Annotated in this window: 18 protein-coding genes; 9 read left to right on the forward strand and 9 right to left on the reverse strand. The window is 60.1% G+C overall.

Annotation, left to right across the window (positions count from 1 at the left end; all coding sequences use genetic code 11):
* Positions 1-178: 178 nt before the first annotated feature.
* Positions 179-1,555, reverse strand: a complete 1,377-nt coding sequence (locus tag EIY72_RS21685; protein ID WP_093226669.1) for an L-serine ammonia-lyase — start codon at positions 1,553-1,555, stop codon at positions 179-181.
* Between the two features lie 135 nt (positions 1,556-1,690).
* Between EIY72_RS21685 and EIY72_RS21690 the strand changes: the two genes are divergently transcribed.
* From EIY72_RS21690 to EIY72_RS21715, 6 genes are all read left to right on the forward strand, one after another.
* Positions 1,691-2,638: a LysR substrate-binding domain-containing protein gene (locus tag EIY72_RS21690; RefSeq protein WP_093226668.1), complete on the forward strand. Its 948-nt coding sequence runs from the start codon at positions 1,691-1,693 to the stop codon at positions 2,636-2,638.
* Positions 2,639-2,851: 213 nt separating this feature from the next.
* Positions 2,852-3,262 carry an HPF/RaiA family ribosome-associated protein gene (locus EIY72_RS21695; protein WP_093226667.1) on the forward strand — a complete coding sequence of 137 codons (411 nt, stop codon included), beginning with the start codon at positions 2,852-2,854 and terminating at the stop codon, positions 3,260-3,262.
* A 314-nt stretch (positions 3,263-3,576) separates the two neighbouring features.
* The gene (locus EIY72_RS21700) at positions 3,577-4,149 is read left to right on the forward strand and encodes an RNA polymerase sigma factor (RefSeq protein ID WP_093226666.1); all 573 of its coding nucleotides are present in this window, start codon (positions 3,577-3,579) and stop codon (positions 4,147-4,149) included.
* Positions 4,146-5,135 carry a FecR family protein gene (locus EIY72_RS21705; RefSeq protein WP_093226665.1) on the forward strand — a complete coding sequence of 330 codons (990 nt, stop codon included), beginning with the start codon at positions 4,146-4,148 and terminating at the stop codon, positions 5,133-5,135. The genes EIY72_RS21700 and EIY72_RS21705 overlap by 4 nt, the downstream gene beginning before the upstream one ends.
* Positions 5,136-5,271: 136 nt before the next feature.
* Positions 5,272-7,701, forward strand: a complete 2,430-nt coding sequence (locus tag EIY72_RS21710) for a TonB-dependent siderophore receptor (RefSeq protein ID WP_093226664.1) — start codon at positions 5,272-5,274, stop codon at positions 7,699-7,701.
* Positions 7,701-8,747, forward strand: coding sequence for a YncE family protein (locus tag EIY72_RS21715; RefSeq protein WP_093226663.1), 1,047 nt, complete (start codon positions 7,701-7,703; stop codon positions 8,745-8,747). The genes EIY72_RS21710 and EIY72_RS21715 overlap by 1 nt, the downstream gene beginning before the upstream one ends.
* Here EIY72_RS21715 and EIY72_RS21720 read toward each other — a convergent pair.
* Complete coding sequence (locus EIY72_RS21720) at positions 8,744-9,619, reverse strand: helix-turn-helix domain-containing protein (protein WP_093226662.1); 876 nt, start codon at positions 9,617-9,619, stop codon at positions 8,744-8,746. The genes EIY72_RS21715 and EIY72_RS21720 overlap by 4 nt on opposite strands.
* 150 nt (positions 9,620-9,769) lie before the next feature.
* Between EIY72_RS21720 and EIY72_RS21725 the strand changes: the two genes are divergently transcribed.
* Entirely contained in the window at positions 9,770-10,672 is a 903-nt protein-coding gene (locus EIY72_RS21725; protein ID WP_093226661.1) for a DMT family transporter, read from the forward strand.
* Between the two features lie 10 nt (positions 10,673-10,682).
* Here the strand turns inward: EIY72_RS21725 and EIY72_RS21730 are convergent, their stop codons facing one another.
* Complete coding sequence (locus EIY72_RS21730) at positions 10,683-11,192, reverse strand: DUF2165 family protein (RefSeq protein ID WP_093226660.1); 510 nt, start codon at positions 11,190-11,192, stop codon at positions 10,683-10,685.
* A 187-nt stretch (positions 11,193-11,379) separates the two neighbouring features.
* Positions 11,380-12,354: a 2-hydroxyacid dehydrogenase gene (locus EIY72_RS21735; protein ID WP_093226659.1), complete on the reverse strand. Its 975-nt coding sequence runs from the start codon at positions 12,352-12,354 to the stop codon at positions 11,380-11,382.
* 196 nt (positions 12,355-12,550) lie between these two features.
* On the opposite strand from EIY72_RS21735, the gene EIY72_RS21740 reads away from it, so the two are divergent.
* Positions 12,551-12,808 carry a hypothetical protein gene (locus EIY72_RS21740; protein ID WP_093226658.1) on the forward strand — a complete coding sequence of 86 codons (258 nt, stop codon included), beginning with the start codon at positions 12,551-12,553 and terminating at the stop codon, positions 12,806-12,808.
* 115 nt (positions 12,809-12,923) lie between these two features.
* Here EIY72_RS21740 and EIY72_RS21745 read toward each other — a convergent pair whose 3' ends face one another.
* From EIY72_RS21745 to norR, 5 genes are all read right to left on the reverse strand, one after another.
* Positions 12,924-13,673, reverse strand: a complete 750-nt coding sequence (locus EIY72_RS21745) for a YkgJ family cysteine cluster protein (RefSeq protein WP_093226657.1) — start codon at positions 13,671-13,673, stop codon at positions 12,924-12,926.
* Positions 13,674-13,756: 83 nt separating this feature from the next.
* The gene (locus EIY72_RS21750) at positions 13,757-14,083 is read right to left on the reverse strand and encodes a hypothetical protein (protein WP_093226656.1); all 327 of its coding nucleotides are present in this window, start codon (positions 14,081-14,083) and stop codon (positions 13,757-13,759) included.
* Between the two features lie 138 nt (positions 14,084-14,221).
* Positions 14,222-14,680: a GNAT family N-acetyltransferase gene (locus EIY72_RS21755; protein ID WP_093230726.1), complete on the reverse strand. Its 459-nt coding sequence runs from the start codon at positions 14,678-14,680 to the stop codon at positions 14,222-14,224.
* Between the two features lie 27 nt (positions 14,681-14,707).
* On the reverse strand, positions 14,708-15,610 hold the full coding sequence (locus tag EIY72_RS21760; protein WP_093226655.1) for a chemotaxis protein CheV: 903 nt from the start codon (positions 15,608-15,610) through the stop codon (positions 14,708-14,710).
* Positions 15,611-15,766: 156 nt separating this feature from the next.
* Positions 15,767-17,317 carry a nitric oxide reductase transcriptional regulator NorR gene (norR, locus tag EIY72_RS21765; protein ID WP_093226654.1) on the reverse strand — a complete coding sequence of 517 codons (1,551 nt, stop codon included), beginning with the start codon at positions 17,315-17,317 and terminating at the stop codon, positions 15,767-15,769.
* A 157-nt stretch (positions 17,318-17,474) separates the two neighbouring features.
* Between norR and hmpA the strand changes: the two genes are divergently transcribed.
* The gene (gene hmpA / locus EIY72_RS21770; RefSeq protein ID WP_093226653.1) at positions 17,475-18,656 is read left to right on the forward strand and encodes an NO-inducible flavohemoprotein; all 1,182 of its coding nucleotides are present in this window, start codon (positions 17,475-17,477) and stop codon (positions 18,654-18,656) included.
* The last annotated feature ends 177 nt before the right edge of the window (positions 18,657-18,833 follow it).

The raw sequence follows: 18,833 nt of genomic DNA on the forward strand, positions 1-18,833 counted from the left end.
GGAAAGGTTTCGGGGCCTGTACGAGTGAGCTTGCTCGCGATGGTGGTCAACGTTGACGCGTATTTGCCTGAGCAAAGGCAGTGCTTTTGCGTGAATCGCGAGCAAGCTCGCTCCTACAGTTTCAAAGCTTTTTGCTGCCCGTTTCAGGGCAAAAAAGATTTGAGTGCAATCAAACCGATCAGCATTCCACCCAATTCACGGCCAATCCGCCCCGTGATGTTTCCTTGTATTTGTCGTGCATGTCGGCGCCGGTGTCGCGCATGGTGCGGATCACCCGGTCCAGGGAAATGAAGTGTTTGCCGTCGCCACGCAGGGCCATTTGTGTGGCGTTGATGGCTTTCACCGCGGCGATTGCATTGCGCTCGATGCACGGCACCTGTACCAGCCCGCCGACAGGGTCGCAGGTCAATCCGAGGTTGTGCTCCAGACCGATTTCAGCGGCGTTCTCCAGTTGCTCAGGGCTGGCGCCTAGCACTTCGGCCAGCCCGGCGGCCGCCATGGCACAAGCCGATCCGACTTCGCCCTGGCAGCCGACTTCGGCGCCGGAGATCGAGGCGTTTTTCTTGCACAAGATGCCGACGGCGGCCGCGCCGAGGAAGAACGCCACCACGTCATCATCCGAAGCGTCTGCGTTGAACTTCATGTAGTAATGCAAAACCGCCGGAATGATCCCGGCCGCGCCATTGGTCGGTGCGGTGACCATGCGCCCGCCGGCGGCGTTTTCCTCGTTGACGGCAAGGGCGAACAGGTTCACCCATTCCATGGCCGACAAGGTCGAAGTGATGACATTGGGCTTGCCGATTTCCAGCAGGCTGCGGTGCAATTTCGCTGCGCGACGGGGAACCTTCAGACCGCCGGGCAGGATGCCTTCGTGGCGCAGGCCCTGTTCGACGCACTCGCGCATCACCGACCAGATGTGCAGCAGGCCTTCGCGAATTTGCTCATCGCTGCGCCAGACCCGCTCGTTGGCCATCATCAATTCCGACACGCGCATGCCGTGTTGATCGCAGAGCTTGAGCAGTTCGGCGGCGCTGGAAAAATCGTACGGCAGCACGACATCTCCCGCCGGGGCGATGCCGGATTGCGCTTCGGCGGCCTCTATGATGAAACCACCGCCGACCGAGTAATAGGTTTGCTCGAACAGTTCGCCGGTTTCGCCGAAGGCTGTCAGCGACATGGCGTTGGGGTGGTAGGGCAGGCTCTCATCGAGCAGCAGGAGATCGCGTTGCCAGTTGAAATCGATGCACGTCTGCCTGGCCAGGCGCAATTCGCCGGTTTCAAGCAAGGTGGCGATACGTGAGTCGATGGTGGTGGGATCGATGCTGTCCGGCCATTCGCCCATCAGGCCCATGACGCAGGCGCGGTCGGTGGCATGGCCGACACCGGTGGCCGAGAGCGAACCGTAGAGGCGCACTTCCACCCGTCGCACGTCAGTCAGCAAATGCTGCTCGACCAAAGCCTGAGCGAAGGTGGCAGCGGCACGCATCGGACCGACGGTATGGGAGCTGGATGGACCGATACCGACTTTAAACAGATCAAAAACACTGATAGCCATGCTAAACCCTGTACAAGCAATGGAAGAGAAATCGCTGCCATTTCTGTAGGACAAGCGCAATGTGGGCGATACTGCCTGTCAGGGTCCTGCGTGACCAACGAAAGCTTCTAAGACATCCTTTAGCAGGACTAAACGATGAGTCGTCAATTACATGCTCAGACATATGTCTGGCTTAACGTGTTTGCCTGTGCAGCACGGCACCTGTCGTTCACCCGCTGCGCTGAAGAACTGCACATCACGCCGGGGGCTGTCAGCCAGCAGATCCGCCAACTCGAAGAGCGCCTGGGGTTTCGCCTGTTTCACCGCCGGGCACGGGGTGTCGAGCTGAGCGCCGAGGGCCAGCGACTGGCGGTTACGGTCAACGAGGCTTACGGCAGCATCGACGCGGAATTGCGTCGACTGGACGCCGGCATGGTCAGCGGGGTTTTGCGCGTGCGCTCGATTCCGTCCTTCCTCAGTAAATGGCTGACGCCACGCTTGCCGCGTCTGCAGCAGCGTTTTCCGGATATTCAGTTACGCCTGGTGGCGGAGGACAGCAGCGTGCCGTTGCACGAGGGCGACTTCGACCTGGCCATCGACCTGAATGACGGCAGTTATCCGGGATTGTTATCCACAGCCCTGCTCGATGAGCAGATTTTTCCGGTCTGTGCCCCAAGCCTGCTGCGTGGCCGCCCGCCGCTGCACGGCCCGGCGGACCTGATGCATTTCCCTCTGCTGCACGACATCACCGCCTGGCGCGGCAGTTATGAATATGCGGAATGGGAGTTCTATCTCGATGCCATCGGTTTTGACGGCGCCGATGTACGGCGAGGGCATACCTTCAATCGCAATCACCTGACGATCGAGGCGGCAATTGCCGGGATGGGGGTGGCGATTGCCCGGCGAACCCTGCTCAACGATGAGCTGGAGCGAGGCGCACTGATCGTACCCTTTGGTCTGGCGGTGCCCAACCACAAACGCTACATGCTGCTGTATGCGCCGGGTGCACTGAGCCATCCAGGCGTGCGCGCGGTGCATGACTGGCTGGTGGAAGAGGCGGGGGTTTTCCGCAGTCTGCACCCCTTGGGTGAGCCGCAGTTGTAAGGATTTCGGACAGGGCAGCAGGGCGACCCAACTCCCGACCTTAACAGCGCTTTTGCTGCTTGTCCGGCTTTTTTTGCGTATAGATATTTATCTTTTTTCAGGGGTTGAATTGTTCAGCGTACAGACCGATTGTGTAAGTAAGAGGTCACGGTGATGAAGCCGAAGGGCACAGCAACCGGCCTCTCGCGAGCTAGCTGAAATAAGGGATGAACTATGCAAATCCAAGTCAACAGTGATCACCATATTCAAGGCAGCAAACGACTGGAGGAGTGGGTACGTACTACCATTGAGAGCACGCTCGAACGTTACGAAGAGGATCTGACCCGCATCGAGGTCCACCTGCAGGACGAGAACGGCGACAAGCCGGGTCCGCACGATATGCGCTGCCAGCTGGAAGCGCGGCCAAAAGGCCATCAACCGATTTCTGTCACCCATAAAGCCGCCAGCCTGGAACTGGCGATCGATGGAGCCGCCGAGAAACTCGAGCATGCGCTTGAGCACCTGTTTGGCAAATTGCGCGGCAAGCCACGCGCCGCTGTCGTGCCATTCGAACGCAGGGCTCACGCCGACAAGCTGCTGGAAGAAGAGTTTCTCGAAAACGAACAGGCTGCCCAGAACGGCTGAAGCCTGATTTAACCTCCCAACGAAAACGGGCCTGCATTGCAGGCCCGTTTTGTTTTCAAGGTTGAATCGTCGTCGATCTGTTGCAAATTGTGCTCGACAGCTTTGCGTATGAGAATATTTATTATTAGTATTACGCGCTTGCTTGCTGGCCCTGATGCTGTTGTGGGCTCACTCGGTTCCCAGGTCGAACATGAAAGCCAAATACCCCTTCACTCTCCGTTTCCTGAAGACTGGGCGAGCTTGCCGCGTACCGGGGAGTTATCTCATTGCGACGCCGCCCAGCCCCTTCACGGTTTTTGTGCAGTACTGAATCGATGATCACGCTTCCCCCCGAACCTCAGGATATCGAGCGCGATCAGCAGCCAGGCGACCGTGCGCACTTCCTCCAGGTCTTCCTGTCCCAGCGTTCGCAGATGGAAGCGCTGGTCAACCGCCGTGTGGGTTGCCGGGCGACGGCAGCGGACCTGGTGCAGGACTTGTTCGTGCGCTTCTGGCGCCGACCGCTGGTGCAGGTCGAAGAGCTCAGCACTTACTTGCTGCGTTGCGCCGGCAATATCGCCATCGATCATTTACGCAGTGAAGGCACGCGTGTCCGGGCCAGTGAAGGCTTGATGGTGGAACCACCGGACAGCCATGGCAGCGGTCCGCAGGCAGCACTGGAGGCAGGTAACGATTTGCGTCACGTTGAAGCGGCATTGCGGGCATTGCCGGAGCGCACGCGGCAGATCTTCTTGCTCAATCGCATTCACGGCCGCAAGTACGCGGAGATCGCCAAGGCCATGGGCCTGTCCCAAAGTGCCGTGGAAAAACATATGATGCGCGCCCTCGAAGCCTGCAAGGCCAGCCTTCGCGAGCCCGAACCACGACCGCCAGGGAAAGCACCGTGAACCCCATCGAACGCGTCATCCCGACGCCCGAGCAAGAGCAGGCCGCCTTGGCCTGGCTGAGCCTGTTGCACGATCAGCCCGACAGCGGCGACCAGGCCACCTTCAGTCAGTGGTTGCAGGCCGATCCCGCCCACGCCGAGGCCTATGCCCGGGCACAAGTGCTGTGGGAGTTGAGCGAAGTGCCCGCGCGCGTGCTGGCCAAAGAAGACGCCTTTGCCCTGCAGGGTTACCTCAACACCATGGATCGCTCGCGGCGCCACCACGTCGGGCGCTGGGTCGGTGCCTTGGCCATGGCCGCGTGCCTGTTGCTGATGGTCAGTCTCGGCACCGGTTGGCAGCCGTGGCGCTGGATCGATGATCTGGGGGCTGATTATGTTTCGGCGCCTGGAGAAATCCGCACGGTGACGCTGGCGGATCAATCGCAGGTGACACTGGATGCCGACAGTGCAATTGCCGTGAATTTCAGTGGCGGTGAACGCCATGTGCAGTTGCGCCGTGGCGCCGGTTTTTTCAGCGTCACCCACACTGGCGAACCCTTTGTGGTCGACGCGGAAAAGGGCCAGGCGCGGGTATTGGGGACGCAGTTTGAAGTTCGTTTGCAGCCCAAGGGCGCTCAGGTCACGGTGCTGTCTGGACGCGTGGGCGTGACGGCAGGCAAGGGTGCCGAACAGCAGATTCTGACCGCCGGCCAGCAAGTTGCGTATGGCCAGGGCACGGCGGAAAAACTCCACGCGGTGGACAGCGAGGCGCAACTGGCGTGGCGTCAGGGCTGGCTCAATTACTACAAGGCAACGCTAGCCGATGTGGTGAACGACCTGAGCCGCTATTACCCGGGACGGATCGTGTTGCTCAACGATGAACTGGCGGCGCGGCGGGTCAGCGGCAGCTTTCCGAGCAGGAACCCGCAGGCGGTGCTGAGTTCGTTGCAGGGGGTGATGGGGTTTGAGCAGCATCAGGTGTTGGGGCATCTGATTATTCTGCGTTGAGACCCGTTCAGGCAGCACAAAACCCAAGATAAAAATATTTTCAAAAAAGAGGTGAGGTAAACCCGAACGCCATCCGTGTAGTGACTGAAACTGCGAGTCATTCGCATCCGTTGCGGTTCTACACAGGTCATGAGCAATGAAGTCCAGGGCAAAATCGGGTTCGGTCAAACAATGGTTGGGTGCTTCTGCGCTGAGTATGTCGGCGTTGGCGCTGCTGCCGCTGAGCGTGGCGCAAGCCGCTGAGACTGGAAGCAGCCAGTCGCACGGGCAATACAGTTTTGCCCTGGCGTCCAAACCGCTGCCCCAGGCCCTGAGTGACTTCAGCCGCGTGACCGGCATCAGCGTTGTCTACACCGATGAAGCGCCGTACGGCTTGAAGGCTCCGGCCGTCAACGGCCAAATGAGTGCCGAACAGGCTCTGCAGCGTTTGCTCGGCGGTTCGGGCCTGACCTTCCGCCGCACCGACGGTCATACCTTCGCCCTGGAGCCTCAGCCCACCGAAGGTGCATTGAACCTGGGCGCCACCAGCATCACCTCGGTGATGGATGACTCGATGAGCTATCAGCCGCCGCAGCTCACTTCGGTGGCGCGCTCCTCGGCACCGATCCAGGAGATCCCGCAGACCATCAACGTCGTGCCCGGCCAGGTGCTGCGTGACCAGGCACCGCGCAACCTCGACGACGCACTGGCCAATGTCAGCGGCATTACCCAGGCCAACACCCTGGGCAGCACCCAGGATTCGGTGATGGTGCGCGGCTTTGGTGACAACCGTAATGGCTCAATCATGCGTGATGGCATGCCGATCGTGCAGGGCCGTGGCCTCAATAGCTCGGTTGACCGGGTCGAAGTGCTCAAGGGCCCGGCCTCGTTGCTGTACGGTATCCAGGACCCGGGCGGTGTGGTCAACATGGTCAGCAAAAAGCCAGAGCTTGAGCAATACAACGCCCTGACCCTGCGCGGTTCGAGTTATGGCGAGGGCAAGAACGGCAGCGGCGGTGGCCTCGACAGCACCGGTGCACTGGGTGATTCCGGGCTGGCTTATCGTATGGTCCTGGACCACGAAGACGAAGACTACTGGCGCAACTTCGGCGTGCATCGCGAGAGCCTGATCGCGCCGTCGCTGGCCTGGTACGGGGAGAGCACCAAGCTGCTGTTCTCCTACGAGCACCGCGAATTCCTCACGCCATTTGACCGTGGCACCTTGATCGATCCACGGACCAACCATCCGCTGGACATCTCCCGTAAGGAACGCCTCGACGAGCCGTTCAACAACATGGAAGGGCGCTCGGACCTCTATCATTTCGAAGCCGATCACGAGCTCAACGACAACTGGAAAGCCCACTTCGGCTACAGCTGGAATCGCGAAACCTACGACGCCAGCCAGGTGCGTGTGACCGCCATCGACACCAGCAAAGGCACCCTGACGCGCAGCATGGATGGCACCCAGAATGCGATCAGCACCGATCGCTTCACCACCGCCAGCCTTGAAGGCAACGTCAATGTCCTGGGCATGCAACACGACCTGGTGTTCGGTATCGATGACGAGTACCGCAAGATCTACCGTGAAGACCTGATCCGCCAGAAAAGCCGGACCACTTTCAGTTACTTGAACCCCATGTATGGCCGCGAAGTGCCCGGCACGACGGTCAGCCCGGCGGACAGCGCGCAAACCGATGAGCTGCGCAGCGATTCGGTGTTCATGCAGGACTCCATTCACCTCAATGAGCAGTGGATTCTGGTGGCAGGCGCACGCTTCCAGGAGTACGACCAATACGCGGGCAAGGGCGTGCCCTTCCACGCCAACACCGATGCCAACGGGCAGAAATGGGTGCCGCGTGCCGGCCTGGTGTACAAATACACCGACGCTCTGTCGTTCTACGGCAGCTACACCGAATCGTTCAAACCCAACTCGACCATTGCGCCGCTGAGCGGCAGCACCGTGGTGCTCGACGGCAGCATCGCGCCGGAAGAGGCCAAGGCCTGGGAGATTGGCGCCAAGCTTGATCTGCCAGGGCGGGTGACCGGTAACGTCGCCCTGTTCGACATCAAGAAACGCAATGTGCTGATCGCCAACGCCGAAGGCCCGACCACCGTTTACAGTGCCGCCGGCGAGGTGCGTTCCCGTGGTCTGGAAGTCGACTTGAGCGGCCAGCTCTCGGATCGCTGGAGCATGATCGGCAGCTACGCCTACACCGATGCCGAGGTCACCAAGGACCCGGACTACCAGGGCAATCAACTGCAAAACGTGGCCAAGAACAGCGGCTCGCTGTCGGCAGTGTATGACTTCGGTAACGTTGTGGGCGGCGATCAATTGCGGGTCGGCGCTGGCGCACGCTATGTGGGTGAGCGTGAAGGTAACGCGGTCAACGATTTCGAACTGCCGAGCTACACCGTGGCCGATGCGTTTGCGACCTACGACACCAAGGTCGAGGGGCAGAAGGTCAAGTTTCAGCTCAACGTGAAGAACCTGTTCGACCGTACTTACTACACCTCGGCGGTGAGTCGGTTCTTTGTCTCGATGGGCGATTCGCGGCAGATTTCTCTCTCTAGCACCCTGGAGTTCTGATGAAAGCCTTGGGATTGTCGTTATTGCTGTTCAGCGCCCTGGCTGGCGCGGCGCCTGCGCCTGACGTACGGGTCTACCACCGTGAGCAACAGGTCACGCTGCCCGGTTCTGGAGACAGTTGGGGCTTCGTTGCCCTGGATCCGACGCGGCCGTACCTGTTTCTGGCCCGTCGGGAAAACGGCCTGAGCGTGTTTGATGTGAGCAAGCAGCAACTGGTCAAAACCGTCGATGACAGCCAGGGCGCCAATGGCGTTGTGTTTGTGCCACCGTTGAATCGCGCGTTTGTGCTCAACACCGATGGCAGCCTTGGGGTGCTGGAGCTGTCCACGCTCAGGCCGCTCAAGCGCATCCCGGTGGCACAGAGCAACCTCAATAGCGCAGTGTTCGAGCCGCGCACCGGCCAGGTGATCATCGTCAGCGGGCGGCGTGCGGATCGTTCGACATTATTCGTGTTCGATCCGAAGCAGGAACGCATCACCGCCGCCCATGAACTGGACGTGAAGAAAATCGACCCGTTGTTGCTCAAGGGCGATGGCAGTTTTTTCCTGCCGATGCGTGATGAAGGCAAGGTGGCGCGGTACTCCGCGACGAACTTCGAAGTCCTCGACACCTGGCAATTCGACGGTTGCCCGCGCCCGAGCGCCTTGGCCCAGGATGTCGAGCGCAATCGTCTGTTCATCGCCTGTCGTGGCGAGGCGCCGCGTCTGGTGGTGGCCGACAGGGAGACCGGTGCGGTCAAGGCCAGTCTGCCAATCAGCCGCGACGTCAATGCCGTGGCCTATGACGCGCAGAACCGTCGGCTACTGATCCCCAGTGGTGTCGACGCCAGCCTGATGGTCATCGAGCAAACGGATGCCGATCATTACCGGGCGCAGGCAAGCATCAGCACCTTGCCGATGGCCTACAACATGGCCTTCGATACGACGAGCAAAAAGGTCTATCTGCCGGCAATGGACTTCACGCAACCGGTTGCGGCCAAGGGTGAGCCCAAGCTTGATCCGCTGTTCCACGCCAACACCTTCAGCGTCACCACGCTGGCGCCTTAACGCAGGAACGCCTGGCGATATTCGCCGGGCGTGCCACCCAGGGCCTGACGAAAGCGGTTGGTGAAATGGCTGGCGCTGGAAAAACCGCAGGCCAGGGCAATTTCGCCCAGCGGCTGCGAGGTCGAGCGCAGCAGCTCGCGGGCACGGTTCAGGCGTCGTGCCAGCAGGTATTGATGGGGAGGCAGGCCGAAGCTCTCGCGAAACATCCGCGCGAAGTGGTACTCCGACAGCGCGCACAACGCTGCCAACTGACCAAGGCTGATGGCTTCGGCCAGTTGAGCGTCGATGAACTCCACCAATAGCCGGCGCTGATGCGCGGCCAGCCCGCCCTTGAGGCGCAAACCCTGACGCGCATTTACCTGGCTGAGCAAGGCGTGGCTGAGCAGCTCATGGGCCAGGCTACTGGTCAGCAGGCGTTCGCCGGGTTCGTCCCAGTTGAGGCTGATCAACTGACGGAAACGCTGCGCCTGCAACGGATCGTCGAGAAAGGTTTGCTCGCGCAACTGCATTTCCCTTGGCTCGCGGTCGAGCAGGGTGACGCAGCCCAGGGCGAACTGTTCGGGGCTGAAATACAGGTGGGCCAGGCGAATGTCGCCGTTGATCACCCAGCCTGACTGATGATCGGCCGGCAGAATGCACAATTTGTCCGGGCCGCCCTTGTTGTCCGGTTGGCCGCGGCGAAAGGTGCCGGTGCCGCCGGCGAGGTAGCAGGACAAGGTGTGATGGCTCGGCGCTTCGTAGTCCTGGGCGTCGTGATGGTTGCTCCACAAGGCTGCAGACAGGCCGTCACCGAGCTCGGCGCTGTGCTCCAGACGAGCATTGGGCGAGCGGTTAAGGGCTTGAAAGACTTGCAGGGTATCCAGTGCGGCCATGATCGTTGCTCAGTACATCGGCATCCAACGCCCTGCATCCTACTCCGTAGCGGTTCAGCTGCCAGCCCGTCATCTGACAAAAGCGCAAGTTTATGCAAGTGCACCCAGGCGCGACGCAGGACACTGGCAGCCTATCGAGGAGTCTTTGCCATGAACCTGTCTTTGTATTTGTTGACCGTGCTGATCTGGGGCACCACCTGGATTGCCTTGAAATGGCAACTGGGGGTGGTGGCCATTCCGGTGTCGATCGTCTATCGCTTCGGCCTCGCCGCGCTGGTGCTGTTTGTGATCCTGCTGCTCAGCCGCCGCCTGCAGGTGATGAATCGTCGCGGGCACCTGATCTGCCTGGCGCAGGGGTTGTGCCTGTTCTGCGTCAACTTCATGTGCTTCCTTAACGCCAGCCAGTGGATCCCCAGCGGCCTGGTCGCCGTGGTGTTTTCCACGGCCACCTTGTGGAATGCGCTGAATGCGCGGGTGTTCTTCGGTCAGAAGATCGCACGCAACGTGCTGATGGGCGGCGCCCTGGGCCTGTTCGGGCTGGGCTTGCTGTTCTGGCCGGAACTGGTCGGGCACACTGCCAGCCCGCAAACGCTGCTGGGCCTTGGCCTGGCGTTGCTCGGCACCCTGTGTTTCTCGGCGGGCAACATGCTCTCGAGCCTGCAACAGAAAGCCGGCCTGAAACCACTGACCACCAATGCCTGGGGCATGGCTTACGGCGCAGCGATGCTGTCGATCTGGTGTCTGGTCAAAGGCATTCCCTTCGACATGGAGTGGAGTACGCGCTACATCGGCTCGCTGCTGTACCTAGTGATCCCCGGTTCGGTAATCGGTTTCACCGCTTACCTGACCCTGGTCGGACGCATGGGGCCGGAGCGCGCAGCCTACTGCACCGTTCTGTTCCCGGTGGTGGCGCTGAATGTCTCGGCATTTGTCGAAGGTTATCAGTGGACAGCCCCAGCGTTGGCCGGCCTGGCCATGGTGATGCTGGGGAACGTGCTGGTTTTTCGTAAACCCAAATCGGCGGGGATTCCCCTGACGAGAAAACTGGCATGAAAAAGCGCATTCAATTGTCTTTTACGAACAGCAGATACAATAGGCCGAAGAACATGTATTCGATATTGCTTCTGGCCCAGTCGAATACATTGCGATGGATGGAGTAGTCCAGGTCGAACCATTCATTGAGAAGGATTACATACAAGGTCTGGTAAACGAAAAGCGCCGTGCTGAAGCCAATGATGGCAAACTTCTTGGCTTCATGAAACTCGTTGCGTGGCGCGTTGAGGTTACTCAACAACTGACAGGTTCCGATTATCAGGTTGAACGTGAAAATGATCTCGAGTGTGATGATCGCCCAATAGAATCGGTGATGGAACATTGTCGACGTGACCGCTCGAGAGCGCCTGGATTCATTGGCGCTGGTGTCGCTCATGTTTAATATTCGCCCGATTAAATCGGCATAGGAATTGTAGTCTGTAAAGTTGTTGACGAGTGTGATGGTTCCAAACAGTGCCGCCATCGAAACAATCAACACTTGGCTCCGTCTGATGACGTCAGCGGTGGTGTAGGTTTTCATGCATATATACCCCGAAAGTGCATTTATTGCTTGTTGTTGTCGGAGTCTATAGTTGTTTTTTATGAGGTGGCCGAAGACTGAATTGCAAGTTATGTCTTTGCTTTGGTGTTGGTGAGGTCACTCTCCAATAGTGGAAAGTTGACCGCGTAATATAAGCGGCACGCCGGTCAAGGCGTGCCGCTTTGTTTTAGCCTTTCCAGACTTGCGGATTGACCAGATCCTGCGGTCGTTGGCCCAGCAGGGCGCTACGCAGGTTGGTCAGCGCGCGATTGGCCATGGCGTCGCGGGTCTCGTGAGTCGCCGACCCAATGTGCGGCAGGGTCACGGCATTTTTCAACTGGAACAGCGGCGACTCGGCCAGCGGTTCTTTTTCGTACACGTCCAGGCCCGCACCACGGATCCGGTTGTTTTGCAGCGCTTCGATCAGCGCCGGTTCGTCGACCACCGGGCCGCGGGCAATGTTCACCAGAATCGCGCTCGGCTTCATCAGCGCCAGTTCGCGGTGGCTGATCAGGTGCCTGGTCTTCTCGCTGAGCGGCACCACCAGGCAGACGAAATCGGCCTCGGCGAGCAACTGATCGAGGCTACGGAATTGCGCACCCAGTTCTTGTTCCAGTGCGGTCTTGCGGCTGTTGCCGCTGTAGAGGATCGGCATATTGAAGCCCAGGCGGCCGCGACGGGCGATGGCGGCACCGATGTTGCCCATGCCGACGATGCCCAGGGTCTTGCCGTGCACGTCACAGCCGAACAAGGGGGCACCAACGCTGGCCTGCCATTGGCCGGCCTTGGTCCAGGCATCGAGTTCGGCCACCCGGCGGGCGCTGCTCATCAACAGGGCGAAGGCCAGGTCGGCGGTGCTTTCGGTGAGCACGTCCGGGGTATTGGTGAGCATGATTCCGCGCTCGTTGAAATACGCCACGTCATAGTTGTCGTAGCCCACCGAAACGCTGGACACCACTTCCAGCTTGGCGGCGTTCTCGAGCTGTGCGCGGCCCAGCTTGCGACCGACACCGATCAGGCCGTGGGCATGGGGCAGGGCTTCGTTGAACTGGGCATTGATGTCGCCGTTTTTCGGATTCGGCACGATGACGTCGAAGTCTTGTTGCAGGCGTTCGACCATTTCAGGCGTGACGCGGCTGAAAGCGAGGACAGTCTTTTTCATGGGAGGCGGGCTCGTCGGACGGTGAAGAATGCTGAGCACGCTAACATTCTTCGCAGGATTTGTGCGAGTCGTCTGGCGGTCGTTGCGAGCATGCAGATTGCCGCGTTGCATCCAGTTATACTGCGGCACTTATTGTCCTGTGACACTTTGCGCCTCAATCATCAGGCCGACATGTCGCCTATCTCCCGGAGCTTCCATGACTTCCCCGAAACAACCGCCGGTTGCCGACGCCCAAAGCGACTTGCAGGCAGAGCTGCCAGACAGCGTCGACTCCAGCGCCGACAGCGAAACCAAAGCCGAAATCCCGGCGTTCAAGTTCCCCTTCAAACCGGGTGAGCTGGCCGCGGCCAAAGGCTCCAACCAGCCTTGGTACAAGAACGGCGCCAAGAATGGTCACACCAAGACCCCGGGCATGGCGCCGCCGGGGACGCGTCGGTCGATGGGTAAGCGCTAAGGCTGCAGGTTTACAGCGACTGAGCAGGCTCGCTCCAACCCGGGCTGGAATGCAATGTTCCTGTAGGCGCGAGCTTGCTCGCGATGACACCAGGACTGGCGGCGAATCGTCCTGATCAAGCCGCCCGCAAAGAAATAAACGAATAATTCCCTGGAGTATCCATCACCACCTGTGCGCCCGCCGCCTGTACTTGCTTGGCCGTGTCCTCCCCGGACACATGGAACTGCCATTCACTACCCCAGTCCGGCAGTGTTTGCCCGGCGAGGTCGTCGATGATTGCCGCAAACTCCACCATGTCCGGCAGGTAAGCGGTAAACCCGTCGCCCTTGAGCGCAGTTGTGCGGATGCCCAGCAACGCGCAAATAGCATCTTTCATCAGAACGTCGTCGCGATCTGCCTGACGGGACTGATTGATCAACTGTTCCAGCTCACGATCCACCAGATGGCCGCCAACAATTAGCTCCGGACCTTTTTCCCATGACTCGGGCGGGCATTCCTTGATGGCCGGGTTCAGGGGAATGTGCGGGTTGATTTCCATCGGATAGATGCGGCACACCAGCGGGCGGCGCTGGTAAATGCGGCACAGGTTGTCTTCGTCAAGATTCCGGCAGGGCCCGACGTTGTAAGCGGCGAACGTAATGGCGACATGCGCCGCGCAGTCGCCGCTGCGCACCAAGGCCGAACGACGCTCGGCGTGTTCGCGTTGCAGGGCTGGCAGGCCCAGGCCATTGCCCAGAAATGCTTCGACCAGCACGATGACCTGACCGCCGTCCGCCGCCCACATCCGCGCTTCGCTCAGCGTCAGGGGCACATGGTGATCGTTGCAGCATTTGCCGCAGCCTACGCAGGAAAACGTCGTATTCATTGAGCGGTCAGTCGATTCCAATGGCATGAAGCGGCGACAGAAAGCCACCGCGAAGGCCTCTTGCAAAGCAAGTTATGCGCCACTCACTTGCCTTTGATGGCGGGCTTGATGGTGTCCCATTCGGTGACGTAGGCGGCTTTTTGCTGTTTGTTGTACAGGCACAGCTCGATGCCTTGGGCGCCTTTCATGTGTTTTTGCGGGTACTGGCCTTGCAGCAGAACTGCGGTATAGCCAACCCGGTCATCGAACTGCGCGGCATTGCCGAGCGGTTTGCTGTCCTTCAGGCCACTGGCCTTGGTGCAACTGGCGAGGACGGTCTTGTCGTAGGCGGCCCAGGCGTCCGGGTTGGAGGCATGGGCCTGGTTGGCGAGGGCGGCGAGGCAGAGGAGGGTGAGGGCTGCGGCTTTCATGGTTAGGGTGTCCTTGGTCCGGGGAAGTCCAAGGCAGGATTATGCCTGAAGGTTTTTGACTGACTGTGCAAGCCTCGTCCCAAACCGGCTCGCACCCACAGGTGATTGCATTCCAAATGTGTCAGGTCTGCTGGAAAGTCAGACTGGCACAGGCTCCCTGCGTACAGCCCGCATCCCCAGGCTTTCATACAACCGCCGCGCCCGGTGGTTGTCTTCCAGCACTTTCAAATCGACAAAACCTTCGCGCCGCTGCTGGAACACCTTGAACGCCCGCAACATCAGCGCACGCCCCAGACCGCGCCCCTGAAACCGCGGGTGCACCACCAGGTTCTTGATGTAGGCACTGGTCCAGCACTGGCACACGCCGACAACACCTTCGCCATCACGGACGATGAAGCACAGTTCCGGGTCGTACTCCGGGTCGCTTTCGAACTGGCGCTGCCAGATGTCCAGGGTGGCCACGCGGCCACCGCCTTCGAGATAGCCAATCTCCATCAACCGATGCACGGCCGCGCCGAGTTCTGGGCGGTACTCGCAAAACTGCAGGCCCGCAGGCCAGTGAATGGATGGCAGGACCTCGGTGAGGTCGCGCCGCATCAGCCAGCAGTAATCTTCGGCCAAGGCTCAATAACCCTGTTCGGCGACAGCCTTGGCTGCGGTGATCAGGCATTGGGTCAGCTCCGGCGAAGAGAACTTGGTCAGTACCGCGTTCGCTCCGGCCAGGCGTGCCTTCTCAGCGTTCATCGCGCTGTCCAGCGAGGTGTGCAGCAACACATAGAGGTGAGAGAAATCCGGCGTTTCACGCAAGGTGCGGGTGAACGCGTAACCGTCCATCTCCGACATTTCGATGTCCGAGACAATCAGGTTGATCTGCTGGGCAGTGCCTTGCAGGTCCAGCAGGCAATCAATGGCCTCCTTGGCGCTGCGCGCGGTATGGCATTGCAGGCCGAGATTGCGCAGGGTGTGCACCGATTGTTGCAGGGCGGTCTGGCTGTCATCGACCACCAGAATCCGCGCATTGCCGAGGATCTCGGCGTCTTCCATGCTCAATTCGGTCGGCGCGGTTTCGATCTGCGCCGGGGCGATGCCGTGGATGACTTTTTCGATGTCCAGTACCTGCACCAGGGTGCCGTCGACCGAGGTCACGCCGGTGATGTAGGCGCGCAAGCCGCCTGAGCCAAAGGGCGGAGGGCGAATGTCGGTGGTCAGGCAGTGGACGATCTTGCTCACCGCCTGTACATGCAGGCCCTGCTTGGAACGGCTGACGTCGGTGACGATCAGGCAACCGCCGTTGGGGTCTTCCAGTGGCCGCTCGCCGATGGCACGGCTGAGGTCGATCACCGACAGCGAGGCGCCGCGCAGTGTGGCGATGCCTTTAACGTGCGGGTGCGACTCCGGCAGCTTGGTCAGCGGCGGGCAGGGAATGATTTCACTGACCTTGAGCAGGTTGATCGCCATCAGCTTGCCACTGCGCAAGGTGAACAGCAGAAGCGATAGAGAGTCTGCGCGGGCTTTGGTGGAGGACATATGAACCTTCTGTGGAAAAAGGTGGTGGGCAATCGCGGGATTGCCACTAACTTCGATGCCGGGTTATCGACTTGTCGGTGGCAGGCTTTAGGGGCAAATCCCTATCGTTGATCAACAGTAGTGGCCCGGCTTGCGCCCAACAGATTCAATGCCGGTTCATTTCATCCCCAGCCGCTTGGCCAACCGCCCCAGATTCGCCCGATCCAAGCCTAGCTCACGGGCCGCACTTGCCCAATTGTGGTGATGCCGCTCCAGGCAGGCACTGATCAATTGGCGTTGATAATGCTCGGTGGCCTCGCGTAGGTCGCCAGTCATAGCGGCTGGGGTGGCCGTGGCGGGTTGCTCCACGACGGCGTCAGCAACGACATTGGGCAAATCCAGATCGGCGGCACTCAGGCTGAGAATCTTCGGCCGCTCCTTGCAGTTGCCCAGAGCTTTCAGGGCGCTGCGACCGATCAGATGCTCAAGTTCGCGCACGTTGCCGGGCCAGTCGTAAGCCAGCAAGGCGGTTTGTGCATCGCTGCTCAGGCGCAAACTGTTGAGCCCCATGCGCGAGCGGTTCTGCTCCAGGAAGTAACCGCTGAGCAGCAGGACATCACGACCACGGTCACGCAGCGCAGGCACCAATAAAGGATAAACACTGAGGCGATGATAGAAGTCGGCGCGGTAACGGCCACTGCGCACTTCCTCGGCGAGGTCGCGGTTGGTCGCGGCGATCAGGCGTACATCGACCTGATGTTCCTTGTCCGAGCCCAGTCGTTGCAACTGACCGCTCTGCAGTACTCGCAACAACTTGGCCTGCACCGTCAGTGACAACTCGCCCACTTCATCGAGAAACAGCGTGCCGCCATTTGCCAGTTCGAACTTGCCGCGCCGGTCGCTCATCGCCCCGGTAAAGGCGCCGCGCACGTGTCCGAACAATTCGCTTTCCACCAGGGTGTCGGGCAATGCGGCGCAGTTGAGGCTGATGATCGGCTTGTCGGCACGCGGCGAGGCAGCATGGATGGCCTGGGCGACCAGTTCCTTGCCGACCCCGGTTTCCCCGGTGATCAGCACGGTCAGATCGCTGCCGCCGACCAGATTGATTTCTTCCACCAGGCGTTTGTGCGCCTTGCTCTGGCCGATCATTTCGCGGCTTTGCTGGCCGCTGGCCTGACGATAGACCTCGGCACGCTGGTGTTCGTCTTCGGCGCGATTGGCCAGGCGCTCGATGCGTTCGGCGGCATTGACCGTCGCCGCGGCGAGGCTGGCGAAGGCTTGCAGGGCGTCCAGCTCGATCGGTTCGAAACGCTCGGGATCAAGTGCATCGAGGGTCAACAGGCCCCACGGGCGCTCATCGACAAACAACGGACAACCCATGCAGTCATGGACTTCCAGATGATCGTGCAGGCCATCGACCAACCCGTCATAAGGGTCAGGCAAATCGCTGTCGGCAGCGAAGCGGGTCGGGCCGGGGCTGCTGAGCAGGGCTTTGAAGCGCGGGTGCTCACTGATCTTGAAGCGCCGGCCGAGGGTGTCGGTGCTCAGGCCGTCGACAGCCAGCGGCACCAGCCATTCGCCATCAAGGCGCAGCAGGGCGGCAGCGTCGCAGGGGAGCAGGGCGCGCATGGCTTCCAGCAGGCGTCGATAACGCTCGCCTTCAGGGAGTTCACGGGACAGGTCGGAGACCAGTGGCAACAGTGCGGTAAGCAAGGATTTTGCAGTCATAGTGACTCCATGTAGTCGATAAGACTATAAATCAGCCTGTGTCTTTATGACTATCACGTTGTTAACTTATTGATTTATAAAGGTTAAAAAGTTGGCATGGAAGCTGATAAGCCTAGGGTAGTCCATTAGCACCCCTGGTCATCAAGGAGTCACCCTTATGCTGAGCGTTCAAGACCGTGCCATCGTCAAATCCACCGTGCCGCTGCTCGAAAGCGGTGGTGAAGCGCTGATCACCCACTTCTATCGCATGATGCTCTCCGAATACCCGGAAGTCCGCCCGTTGTTCAACCAAGCCCACCAGGCCAGCGGTGATCAGCCCCGCGCACTGGCCAACGGCGTGCTGATGTATGCGCGTCACATTGATCAGCTTGATCAATTGGGCGACCTAGTGGCCAAGATCATCAACAAGCATGTGGCTTTGCAGATCCTGCCGGAGCACTACCCGATTGTCGGCACCTGCCTGCTGCGCGCCATCGCCGAAGTGCTGGGCGAAGAAATCGCCACCCCTGAAGTGATCGCGGCCTGGGGCGCGGCCTATGGTCAACTGGCGGACATCCTGATCGGTGCCGAAACCAGCATCTACGACCAGAAGGAGCAGGCCCTTGGCGGCTGGCGTGGTGCGCGGGAGTTCATCATCGCCGCCAAGGTTGAAGAGAGTGCGGAAATCACCTCGTTCTACTTCGAGCCTGCCGACAAGGGCGCGATTCTGGCCGCCGAACCGGGCCAGTACATCGGCATGAAACTGATCCTCGACGGCGAGGAGATTCGTCGCAACTACTCGCTGTCGGCGTTAACCGATAACGGTCAGTACCGCATCAGCGTCAAGCGTGAAAGCGGTGGCCGTGCCTCCAATTACCTGCACGATCAGATGCATGTCGGCGCAAGTATTCAGCTGTTCCCGCCGTCTGGCGAGTTCACCCTGGCGGCCAGTGACAAGCCACTGGTATTGATCAGCGGTGGCGTCGGCATCACACCGACCCTGCCGATGCTGGAGGCTGCGCTGAAAACCGAGCGGCCAGTGCACTTCATCCATTGCGCGCGTAACGGCAGTGTTCATGCATTCCGTGACTGGATCGATGAGCTGGCCGAGCGTCACCCGCAGCTCAAGCATTTTTACTGCTACGCCGAAGATGACGGTGTGAGCCCGGCGGCGCACAAGGTCGGCTTGCTGAGCGAACAGCAACTGCAGCAATGGCTGCCGCAGGAGCGTGACCTGGACGCCTACTTCCTCGGGCCGAAAGGATTCATGGCTGCGATCAAGCGCCACCTCAAGGCACTGGGCGTGCCGGAGAAGCAAAGCCGTTACGAGTTCTTCGGGCCGGCGGCGGCGCTGGAGTAAATGGTTATGGCGGCTCGGGAGACCGAGTCGCCAGTTTCGCCACGGTCTTGAATCGAAAACCCCGCGAAAGTTAATCCCTCCTTAACCGCACTATCGTCTATTCCCCCGAATCCCCCCACACGCTCCAGACTCTCAAAGGTCATGGCCAGCGTGTAGACTGGCGGGCAATCGATATCT

It is taken from the genome of Pseudomonas vancouverensis (assembly GCF_004348895.1).
Classification (GTDB): Bacteria; Pseudomonadota; Gammaproteobacteria; order Pseudomonadales; family Pseudomonadaceae; genus Aquipseudomonas; species Aquipseudomonas vancouverensis.